General features: G+C 72.4%; 8 protein-coding genes. 2 read left to right on the top strand and 6 right to left on the bottom strand.

Annotated elements, in window-relative coordinates; translation table 11 throughout:
* Nucleotides 1–1,261 precede the first annotated feature (1,261 nt).
* Nucleotides 1,262–2,407 (top strand): SigB/SigF/SigG family RNA polymerase sigma factor, encoded by a 1,146-nt coding sequence (locus AB0C29_RS18265; protein ID WP_360821542.1) that lies wholly within the window; start codon nucleotides 1,262–1,264, stop codon nucleotides 2,405–2,407.
* A 5-nt stretch (nucleotides 2,408–2,412) separates the two neighbouring features.
* Here the strand turns inward: AB0C29_RS18265 and AB0C29_RS18260 are convergent, their stop codons facing one another.
* The 6 genes from AB0C29_RS18260 to AB0C29_RS18235 all read right to left on the bottom strand — a co-directional run bounded on the left by AB0C29_RS18260 (nucleotide 2,413) and on the right by AB0C29_RS18235 (nucleotide 9,127).
* A complete protein-coding gene (locus AB0C29_RS18260; protein ID WP_360821540.1) occupies nucleotides 2,413–3,123 on the bottom strand; it encodes an ATP-binding protein in 711 nt (236 codons plus the stop codon).
* 76 nt (nucleotides 3,124–3,199) lie between these two features.
* Nucleotides 3,200–5,065, bottom strand: a complete 1,866-nt coding sequence (locus AB0C29_RS18255) for a CheR family methyltransferase (RefSeq protein ID WP_360821538.1) — start codon at nucleotides 5,063–5,065, stop codon at nucleotides 3,200–3,202.
* A gap of 33 nt (nucleotides 5,066–5,098) precedes the next feature.
* On the bottom strand, nucleotides 5,099–6,151 hold the full coding sequence (locus tag AB0C29_RS18250) for a chemotaxis protein CheB (protein WP_360821537.1): 1,053 nt from the start codon (nucleotides 6,149–6,151) through the stop codon (nucleotides 5,099–5,101).
* The gene (locus AB0C29_RS18245) at nucleotides 6,148–6,888 is read right to left on the bottom strand and encodes an ATP-binding protein (RefSeq protein ID WP_360821535.1); all 741 of its coding nucleotides are present in this window, start codon (nucleotides 6,886–6,888) and stop codon (nucleotides 6,148–6,150) included. Before AB0C29_RS18245 ends, AB0C29_RS18250 begins: the two co-directional genes overlap by 4 nt.
* Before the next feature lie 89 nt (nucleotides 6,889–6,977).
* Nucleotides 6,978–8,114, bottom strand: coding sequence for a glycosyltransferase (locus AB0C29_RS18240; protein WP_360821533.1), 1,137 nt, complete (start codon nucleotides 8,112–8,114; stop codon nucleotides 6,978–6,980).
* Complete coding sequence (locus tag AB0C29_RS18235; protein WP_360821531.1) at nucleotides 8,111–9,127, bottom strand: glucosyl-3-phosphoglycerate synthase; 1,017 nt, start codon at nucleotides 9,125–9,127, stop codon at nucleotides 8,111–8,113. The genes AB0C29_RS18240 and AB0C29_RS18235 overlap by 4 nt, the downstream gene beginning before the upstream one ends.
* Nucleotides 9,128–9,310: 183 nt before the next feature.
* Here AB0C29_RS18235 and AB0C29_RS18230 point away from each other — a divergent pair, with 183 nt between their 5' ends.
* On the top strand, nucleotides 9,311–10,294 hold the full coding sequence (locus tag AB0C29_RS18230) for a Gfo/Idh/MocA family oxidoreductase (RefSeq protein WP_360821544.1): 984 nt from the start codon (nucleotides 9,311–9,313) through the stop codon (nucleotides 10,292–10,294).
* Nucleotides 10,295–10,419: the final 125 nt, after the last annotated feature.

Raw genomic sequence — 10,419 nt, 5'->3', positions numbered from 1 at the left:
GGCTGCGGGGGCCAGGCGGCCTGCTGGGGGGCCCCGCGCAGCAAGCAGGAACGGATACCCCAGCCGGATGGACGGCAGGGCTCGCCACACCCACCCACCAGAACCAGACCGACCACCCCGACCCGACCGCCGGACCGGCCCGATCCGGGGTCGAGGACCAGTTCGCCCGCCCGGCCCAGCCCGTCACCCCACCCCAGAACCAGTTCGCCGCCGCCCCGGCGCCCGTCACCCGTCCGAGCGACACCGACCAGACCCCGGCGAACGGTCCAGCCGCCCCGATCCCCGGCTGGCAAGGCGTCCCGACCGCAGCCCACTCCGGCGGCCCGAACCAGCCGGCCGGCCCCACCGCCGGTCAGCAGATCAACCCGGCGGCCGGCTCGACCCAGTGGGGCCCAGGCCCGAGCCAGCCGGGAGGCCCGCTCTCCGGCCACCCCGGAGCCCAGCCCCGCCAGTCAAACCGCCCCCCATTGGAACCACCCCAGATGGGCCAGCTCAACCGCCCCTTCGAAGCCGCACCACAAACGCCCGCATCCCAAGCGCCCGCAGCCCAGCCGCCCTCGATTCCCCCAGGCCCGGCGAACCAAGGCCCGGCGAGCCCAGGCCCGGCGAGCCCAGGCCCGGTAAACGGAGGCCCGGCGAGCGGTAGCCCGGCGAACCAAGGCCTGGCGAGCCAAGGCCCGGCAAACAGAGGCCCGGCAAGCGGAGGCCCGGCAAGCGGAGGCCCGGCAAGCGGTGGCCAGGCGAACGGCCAAGAGCCCCAGCCCCAGGGATTCGGCCCGGCCCAGGGAACCGGACAGCACCTGGACCGGCCAGGCCCCACCACCCAGCCCGGCCTCACCGGCTCCCCGGCACCGGCCCGTCCCACCCGCCCACCGCTGGAACCCCCGCAGATGGGCCAGCTCAACCGCCCCCTCCCGCCCACCGACACGCCGTCGGGGTTGCCCACCCGGGGCGCCGCCCCGCAGGTTCCGGTCGTTCCCGCGGCCGGTGGTTCGGACGACGATGCGCCCAGTGGGCTTCCCCGCCGCCCGCAGGATCCGGCCGGGGAGCAGCCGAGGGGGCATCACAACGGCTGACCCGCGGGCGCCACGGACAATCAGCGACACCGATGGGTGGTTTGTGTTTCGGCATCGAAGGGGCCGGGCAGTACGGTGACCGGAGGGGTCGACCCCGGGGGTTCCATGGTTGGCTCGGAGCCGACGTCGGGGTCACGAGTCGCGTATCGAGGGCACTGATCCGGATGCGCGATCTAGGGGGTTGTATGTCTGCACACGACCGCGTGCAGCCATCCGGCGAGCGCGTGCTGGAGGATCTGGATCTGGCCGCCACCGCCTACGCGGAGCGGCTCGAGTCGGCCGACGCCCTCACCCGGGAGCAGTCGGGGGAGGAGTTCGTCGCGCTCTGCCTGCCGTTCGCCGGGCGGATGGCCCGCCGTTACCGGGGCCGGGGCGAGGCTCTCGAGGATCTCGAGCAGGTGGCCCGGCTCGGCCTGGTCAAGGCCATCGACCGGTACGACCCGCAGCGGGGCTCCTTCACGGCGTACGCGGTCATCACGATCTCCGGTGAGATCAAGCGGCACTTCCGCGACCGGACCTGGGGTGTGCACGTCCCCCGGCGGGTGCAGGACCTGAGTCTGGAGGTCGGGCACGCCACGATGGTGCTGACCACCGAGCTGTCCCGCCGGCCCAGCGTGGCCGAGCTGGCCGCGCATCTCCGGTTGCCGGAGTCCGCGGTGCTGGAGGCGCTGGAGTCCTCCGCCGGTTATTCGCCGGCTTCGCTCAATGCTCCGGCCGGGGTGGACGGCTCGGCGGAGTTCGGTGACCTGATCGGTGGCGCCGACGCTGAGCTCGAGGCGATCGACGACAAGATCACCGTGGCCGGGCTGTTGGTGCGGCTGCCGTCGCGGGAGCGGCAGATGCTGGCGATGCGGTTCTACGGCAACCGCACCCAGGCGGAGATCGCCGCCGAGCTGGGCATTTCCCAGATGCACGTGTCGCGGCTGCTCAGCCGGGCGCTGGGCTGGCTGCGTGAGGCCATGCTCAGCGATACGCTGCCGCGCTGGGAAGGCGCGAGCACTGCGACCGACGGCCACGGCATGCAGATCACCGTCTCGCACGAGGACGGGGTCCTCACGGTACGGATCCGCGGGGAGGTCGACCGCGACACGGCCGGCCGGCTGCGGACGAGTCTGCGTCATGCCATCGTCACCGTCGGCGCGGGTCGGCTGGTCGTCGACCTGTCGGCGGTGCCGCTCGTGGACGCCGCCGGTGTGGCTGCCCTGGTCGACGCCGCGTCCGCGGCTGCGGTGGCGGAGGTGTCCCTGTCCCTGACGGGCGCTCAGCCGTACGTGTCGCGCATCCTCGCCGTCTCCGGCCTGCACAATCTGCTCGACACCACCACCCGGTAGGGCCGTCAGCTCACCTGCAGGGACGCCCAGACGACCTTGCCGTCGTCGGTCGGGAGCCAGCCCCAGGAATGCGCGGTGGCCTCCACCAGCAGCAGTCCCCGGCCGCGCATCGTGGCGGAGCCCTCGGTGGCGCGCAGGACCGGCTCGGCGGCGTCCCCGTCGCGGACGGCGATGTGCAGGAAGCGCGGCCGCAGGGTCACGCGCAGGGTCATCATGGTGTGCGCGTGGTCGACGACGTTGCTGACGAGCTCGCTCGCCACCAGGCTGGCCGGGGCGACCAGGTCGGGCAGGTCCCAGCGCACACACGCGTCCGTCGCCACGTTGCGCGCCTGGCGGGCCGCGCCGGAGATGGGCAGCAGCTCGTCGCTGAGCACGGACAGCGTGTGTCGTTCCAGCCTGGCGTGCTCGCGGGCGGCCTCGAGGGTGGTGAAACGGGGCAGTGTGCGGTACGCCGCGCTGCGCAGCTGGTTGCCGGTCTGCGGCTCGGGGGCGCACAGCAGCATCGGGATGCCGGGCCAGCGGGCGGCCTGCCGGCGTACGGCGACGAACACCGAGAGGGCCAGCGGGTCCGCCAGGGTCATTCGGGACAGGTCGATCAGCAGCGCTTCGGGCTGCTCGGCCAGGCACTTGAGCAGTTTGACGCGTACGTCGGCGACGTCGCCGAGGCCGAGGTTGCCGGCGAGCTCCGCGATCAGCCGGCGCCCGTCGTCCCTCACCTCGCAGACGACCGCCACTGCTACCGACCTCCTGAGCTGGGTACCGGATGAGGCTGCATACCCGATGCATCGTCGTTCAAACGGTGTCGGCCGTCGCGTCGAGCACCGCGTCCGCCTCCATGACGATGATGGCGCCGTCGTTGTCCTTGGCGGAATCCCGGGCCGCGAGCGGGGTCGCCGCCACCCGTACGGTGATCGGCCGGCCCCGCCGGTTGACCGCCTCCACCGCCAGCTCGGCCGCGCCGCCCTGCGCGCCCAGCACCCCGCGCAGCAGGGGCCGGAGCTGCTCGAACGGCAACCCGATGTCCAGGTTGAGGAAGTGCTCACCGACCACCTCGTGCGAGCGCAGTCCCCAGAGGTCCTCGGCGCGCCTGTTCCACATCCGGATCCGCATGTCGTGGTCGACCACGACGACACCGGCCCGCAGGCTGGCCAGCACGGTCTCCAGGAACGCGTTCGCGTCGTCGAGCTGCGTGGTGCTGATCCGCAGCTGGTCGTTGATGTTCTGCAGCTCCTCGTTGGTCGACTGGAGCTCCTCGTTCATCGTCTCCAGCTCTTCGTTGGTGGACTGCAGTTCCTCGTTCGTGGTCTCCAGCTCCTCGACCGTCGACTGGAGCTCCTCGTTGGTGGTCTCCAGCTCCTCGTTGGTGGACTGGAGCTCCTCGTACGCGGCTTCGAGCTGCTGGTGGGCCTGCTCGAGGTCGTCCTGCAGGCGGCGGGCCGCGGTGACGTCGTCGAAGACGATGTTGACCCCGAGCAGGCTGCCGTCGGACGCGGTCAGCGGGCTGATCTGGATCTCGAGGTTGATCAGGTCGCCGCCGCGGACGTACTCGACGTCGTTGACCCGCAGGGTGCGGCGCTCGACCTGCGCCTGCTCGATGTAGCGGCGCAGCTCCACCGGACGGTACGACAGGTCGAGGTCACGGAACGGCCGGCCGATGTCGCGCGACGACACTCCGAACAGGTGGTCCAGCCGGGTGTTGGTCAGCGCGACCAGACCGTCGGAGGTGAGTCCCAGCTGAGCCACCGGGCTGGCGGCGAGCGCCTCGTTGCGCAGCTGATCCAGGCCGAGGACGTGATTCGCGGTGGCGGGCAGCTGCTCGCCGAAGGCGGACCCGGCCTGGTACAGGGCGCGGGGCACGCGGCGGAAGATCCGGCGTTTCAGGTCGACCGGGGTGAAGATGCTGCCATGGCTGAGCAGCATCTCGGCCTTGCCCAGCAGCAGGATGCCGCCGTCGGCCAGGGCGAAGTGGAACCGCGACAAGATCTTGGTCTGGGTCTCGGCGTTGAAGTACATCAGGGTGTTGCGGCAGGCGAGCAGGTCGATGCGGGAGATCGGCGCGTCCTGGACCAGGTCGTTGCGCCCGAAGATGACCGAGCGCCGCAGGTCCTTGCGGTAGGTGAACCGCTCACCGGTCCGCTCGAAGTACTTCTCCTTCAGCTCCGGCGGGACCGCCTCCAGCGCCTGCTCGCCGTAGGTGGCCTGGCGGGCCTCGGTGAGCTGCTCCTCGTCCACGTCGGTGGCATAGATCTTCACCCGGTCGCGGAACCCGTCGATGCTCAGCGTCTCGGCCAGCACCATCGCCAGCGTGTAGGCCTCCTCGCCGGAGGCGCAGCCGGCCGACCAGATCCGGATCGGCGCGTCCGGCGCCCGGCTCGACACCAGCGGCTCCAGGATCTCGGCGCGCAGATACTCCCAGGCCTCCGGATCGCGGAAGAAGCCGGTGACGTTGATCAGAATGGTGTTGAACAGGGCCGTGAACTCGTCCGGGTGCACCTGGAGATGATCGGAGTAGTCCTGGTAACCGGCGATCCCTACCTGCGCCATGCGCCGGTTGACCCGGCGCATCAGACTGGACCGCTTGTAGCCGGTGAAGTCGAAACCCCGGGACTCCTTGAGGTAGACCAGCAGCGCCTCGAAGTCCGGGTCGGTGGGGATCATGGTGGCCTTCCGTCACATGGTTGCGCGGCGACGCTACCGCACGTCGGACGGCAACTCGTCCGGATGATCCCCGGGGGTGGCCGTGTCGGGATCGCGGTCGGGCATCGAGCCGAGCCGGGCGATCAGCCGGCGGATCGTCGCGCCGGCCGCGTCGGCGTCGGCCGCGATGTTGTCGAACCGGGTCCCGGTGCCGGCCCGCCGGTGGGTGCCGTTGGCGGCCATCCGGCGGCTCAGCTCGGACTTCTCCTCCAGCGCCCGCAACGCCATCCAGAGCGCGCCCTCCAGCGCGATGGCCTGCTCGTCCAGCAGGCTCTCGGGCGACCAGGCATGACCCACCCGGCACCGGTAGCGGGGGACCGGGCCGTCGTCGATCTGGAACAGCCCGCCGCCGCAGGCGGGACAGCCGAAGCCGGCCGGCGGCGCGAACCGGTCGGAGGTGATCGATACGAGGTCGGACATCGCCACCTCGGTGTCGAGCAGGCTGTCAGCGGGCAGCCGCGGACCGTCGGGCAGAGGCATGGCAGTCAACTCCGCAAGGAGGCCGCCCAGCTTGGCGGCGGGCGCGACGTGCTCGGTGGGGGCCTGGGCGAGGGCGGCGAGCGGCATCGAGGAATACAGCGCCTCGGCCGGATCCTGCACGACCGCGGTGCCGCCACGGGCCACGATGCTGGCCAGCCCGGCCGCGCCGTCGTCGCGGGAGCCGGAGAGCACCACCCCGATGCCGCGGGGGCCGGCCGTGCGGGCGACGGAGCGGAAGAGGGGATCGACGGCCGGCCGGTGCCCGTTCTCGGCGGGGCCGTGTGACAGCCGCAGGTGCCCGTCGAGCAGCAGCAGGTGGTGGTCGATGGGCGCGACGTAGATATGACCGGGCCGGATGTGCTCACCCTCGACGACGGAGGCCGCGGGCAGCGGGCCGCTGCGGTTCAGGATCGAGGGCAGCGCGCTGGGGGCGTCGCGCGGCAGGTGCAGGACGACGAGGACCGACGCGGGCAGGTCCGGCGGCAGGCCGGCGACCAGAGCACGCAGGGACTCCACTCCGCCGGCGGACGCGCCGACGGCGATGACGTCCCGGTGCCTGCCTGTCACACCGCAGCTCCCGCCGTCAGATGAGTCCACACCACCTTACCGTCGCGGATCGGCAGGACCCCCCACGCATCGGTCAGCTCCCGGACCAGCTGCAGGCCCCGGCCGCCGGCCTCGCCGACCTCGGGCGCCTGGGGCCGCGGCAGCCGCCGGCTGCCGTCCCGGACGGTCAGGCAGACCCGCCCGTCGCGCAGCCCGACCGTGAACTCCATGGTGGTGTGCGCGTGCCGGACCACGTTGGCGACCAGCTCGGTGGCGACCAGCGCGGCGGTGCCGGCGAGCTCACGGCGGTGCCACGCGGTGCAGGCCTGGGTGACCAGCTGGCGTACCTGCCGGCAGGCGTCCGGGACCGGCCGCAGCCGGACCCGGATCCGCCGGGGTTCGGGCTCTTCCTTGGTGCCTTTCAGGGCGTCGGCGCAGCTGGTCGCGGTGCTCAGCGCGGCGCAGTCCGGCCAGGAGCCGATGATCCGGGCCGTCTCCGGCCCGGCGCCGCAGAGCACGATGGGTACGGCCGGCCAGTCGGCCGTCCGACACACCACCGTGCTCAGCACGTCCAGCGCGGCAGGATCGGGGATCTCGAGGGCCGACACGTCGATGAGCAGCGCCTCGGGCTGCGCCGACAGCGCGTGCGCGACCGCATGCTCCAGCGCGTCCTTCGTCATCGCGTCCAGCACGCCGCTGACCCGCAGGATCGCCACCGGGAGGTGCTGCTCCGGACGGCAGACCAGCTGGCTCGTCATCCGTTTCCCTCCATACCGACGCGCCGTGTCCGTCGCGTCGTCCGCGATCAGTGCCCTCGAACCCACCGGGGCAAACGCAAGGAGCGGCATCACACCCCGACGGCGGCCTCGTCGCGTACCCGTTCGTAGAGGCCGAGATAGGAGGATGCCATCACCGCGGGGGTGAACCGGCGGGCGGCCTCCTCCCGGCAGGCGGCCTCGGAAATCGTGCCGGCCGCCGCCACCAGCTCACCCAGTTCCTCCTCGTCGGAGGTGAGCAGTCCGGTCCGGCCGTGCTCGATGAGCTCGGGCAGGCAGCCCCGGGCGATGCCGATCACCGGGGTGCCCAGCGCGAGCGACTCGACCACCGCCGTACCGCCGGGCTCCTCCCACCGCAGCGGGAAGAGCGCGGCCCGGGCCCGCGCAACCAGGTCGTCGCGGTCCTGCCCGGTCACCGTGCCGACCCAGCGGACCCGGTCACCGTCGACGTGCGGGGCCACGTGCTCCTGCCAGAACCGCACATCGGGATTCTGCGCCGCCGCCGGGCCGGCGGCGGCGAGATCCTCGGGGCGGTGGTACGGCCCGACGGGCCCGGCCAGCACGAGGTCGAAGCCGGCACTGTGCGCCAGCCGGGCCGCCAGGTCCTGGCCCTTGCCGGGATTGATCCGGCCCAGCACGACCGCGTAGTCCTCCTTGCCGACCGGGGCGCGCAGATCGGCCCCGTCCGCCCGGGGTGTCGCGGGGTGGACGTGGCCGACGGCGTGCGCCCGCAGCGCGGCCGGGGCGTGGGTGAGCTGGTTCGCCGAGACGCCGTTGACCCGGACCCGGTCGCCGCCGTCGAAGGTGCCGTACAGCTCGGGGTGCTTGGCCAGATCCCAGTGCAGGGTGTGCAGGCCGGGAGGCGAGTCCGGGCCCAGCGCGGCCAGGGTGGCCAGGCCGGCCGCCTCGACGTGGTCGTGCACCAGGTCGATGTCGCCCTCGGCGAGCCGGCGCCGCACGGCGTGCAGGTGCGCGGGCACGATCCCGCACACCTGGTTGTACGGCCGCTGCAGCTGGGCGAACTGGCCGGTGTCGAAGACCGACACCCGCTCGTCCACCGCCAGCGTGCTCTCCGCCACCGTGGCGAGCACCACCTCGACCCCGAGCCGGCGCAGCTCGGGCACCAGGGTGGCGATGACGTTCTCGATGCCGCCGTAACCGTTCGGAGGGACCGGCAGCCACGGCCCCGCGTTCATCAGGACTCTCATGCGGCCGGCACCGACCTGCGCGCCACGGTCTTCAGCGGCGGCCGTTCCGTGACGCCCACCTCGCTGAGCACGATCTCGCGGTCCAGGTGCGGCAGGGCGTCGGCGCCACCGCGGCGGAACTGGGTGAGCAGCGTCGAGGGCGGCAGCGCGTCGGCGACCAGGCCACGGCGGTGCAGCCGGGACCACGCGGTCACCATGATCTGGGCCGACATCCGGCCCAGCGCCTCGGTGCCCTGATGGCGGTGGAACCGCTCGCCGAGGTCGACCTGGGCCAGCGCGTCCAGGCCGACCAGGTCCAGCAGGTCGATCAGCATCGCGATCTCGACGCCGTACCCGGAGACGAACGGGATCCGTTCCAGGGTCGTGCGGCGGCCCGCGTACTCGCCGGCCAGGGGCTGGACCACGCCGGCCAGGTCCGGCCAGAACAGGTTGATCAGCGGGCGCGCGGCCAGCTCGGTGACCCGGCCGCCGCCGTCGGTCTCGACGCCGGTGTTGCTGACCAGCGGGCGGTGGTAGAAGCCCTTGACGAACTCGACCGAAGGGTCGGTCAGCAGCGGCCCGAGCAGGCCGGTCACGAAGTGCGGGGAGAAGTCGCGCAGGTCGCCGTCGACGAAGGCGACCACGTCACCGGTGCTGGCGGCCAGACCGGCCCAGAGGGCGTCGCCCTTGCCCTCCATCCGGGGCAGGCCGCGGGTCACGTCGTCCTGGTGCACGACCCGGGCCCCGGCCGCGCGCGCCACCAGGGCGGTCGCGTCGGTGGACCGGGAGTCCACCACCAGGATCTCGTCCACCAGCGGGACCTTCACGCTCAGGTGCTCGTGGATGGTCGACACGATGGCGCCGACCGTCGCCTCCTCGTTGCGCGCCGGGATCACCACGCTGACGCGGGTGCCCTTCTTCGCGCGGGCCAGTTGCCGGGATGTCCATTGTGTGGCGTTTCCGGTCCGGTAGGCCGCCCAGGCCTCGACGATGGGTGACGCGGTCGGTGCAACGTTCGTGCGCGAGTGCCGCATGGGCACACCCCCCAGTTGACGATCAACAGCGAAGCGCGTGACTTTCCCATGACCGGCCGCCTCCAATCTTGCCGCCGGGTAACAGCTGGATGTCCGGACCTGCGGAAAGACCTGACGTTTCACATTTGCCGGGGCGGAGAAGTCGAGGGGCCGCAGGACGGTGTCGACGATCGGGGAGGGCTCATGGCCGGGACAAGAGTGGGAATGATCGGCGCCGGCGGCGTCGCGCAGCGGCATGCCCGGGTGTTGTCCGGGCTGCCGGGTGTACAGGTGGTGGGCGTGACGGACGTCGTTCCGGCGGCGGCGCAGAGCCTCGCGGACGCGCACGGCGCGCGGGCGTTCCCGGATGTCGAGGCGCTCCTCGGGTCCGGGCTGGACGCTGCGTACGTGTGCGTGCCGCCCTTTGCCCACGGCGACGCGGAGCGGGCCGTGGTGGCCGCTGGACTGCCATTGTTTGTCGAAAAGCCTATTTCGCTTGATTGGGATACAGCTACCGAAATCGCAGGCCTCATTGCGAAGAGTGAGATTGTGACAGCGGTCGGTCACCATTGGCGCTATCTCGCGATTGTTGAACAAGCGCGGGCCCTGCTCCAGGACCGGCCCGTACGGCTCGTGACCGGCGCGTGGCTGGACAAAGTGCCTCCGGTGTCCTGGTGGCCGCACCGGGACCGTTCCGGTGGCCCGGTCGTCGAGCAGGCCGCCCACGTGCTCGACCTGGCCCGCCACCTGGCCGGCGAGGTCAGCGAGGTGACGGCGGTCGGCAACGGCACGCCGCCGCCGGTCGACGGGGCCGATGTGGACGGTGCGACCGCCGCCACGCTGCGCTTCGCGAGCGGTGCGGTGGGGACGCTCGCCGCGACGTGCGTGCTGGGCTGGAAGGAACGGGCGGGCCTGGAGATCTACGCCGACGGGCTGGCCCTGGCGATCACCGAGACCGGGCTGGTGGTCCGCGACGCCGACGGACCACGCACAGTGGACAGTGATCCGGAGACTGCGCGCATCGCCGTGGACCAGGCGTTCATCGACGCGGTCCGGGGCGACGGCGACGACGTCCGGGTGCCGTACGCGGAGGCGCTGCGTACCCACGCCGTTGCCCTGGCCGTCGCCGAGGCCGCGGCCACCGGCCGGGCCGTCACCCCCCGCACCGCGGAGGTCTCGCATGTCTGAGCGCACCATCATCGTGACCGCGCCCGGCCGGCTCGCGGTGGCCGAGGAGGAGCCGGCTGCGCTCGCCGACGGCCAGTTCCGGGTCGCGACGCTGTTCAGCGGGGTGTCGGCCGGCACCGAGCTCA

The organism is Actinoplanes sp. NPDC048791, assembly GCF_040650095.1.
Classification (GTDB): Bacteria; Actinomycetota; Actinomycetes; order Mycobacteriales; family Micromonosporaceae; genus Actinoplanes.
Note: the sequence above shows the minus strand (reverse complement) of the source record. Positions and strands in the feature narration are given on the sequence as shown.

Coding starts and splice junctions, on each gene's coding strand:
- AB0C29_RS18265 (WP_360821542.1), top strand. CDS start 1,262: ATGTCTGCACACGACCGCGTGCAGCCATCCGGCGAGCGCGTGCTGGAG.
- AB0C29_RS18255 (WP_360821538.1), bottom strand. CDS start 5,065: ATGATCCCCACCGACCCGGACTTCGAGGCGCTGCTGGTCTACCTCAAG.
- AB0C29_RS18245 (WP_360821535.1), bottom strand. CDS start 6,888: ATGACGAGCCAGCTGGTCTGCCGTCCGGAGCAGCACCTCCCGGTGGCG.
- AB0C29_RS18240 (WP_360821533.1), bottom strand. CDS start 8,114: ATGAGAGTCCTGATGAACGCGGGGCCGTGGCTGCCGGTCCCTCCGAAC.
- AB0C29_RS18235 (WP_360821531.1), bottom strand. CDS start 9,127: ATGCGGCACTCGCGCACGAACGTTGCACCGACCGCGTCACCCATCGTC.
- AB0C29_RS18230 (WP_360821544.1), top strand. CDS start 9,311: ATGGCCGGGACAAGAGTGGGAATGATCGGCGCCGGCGGCGTCGCGCAG.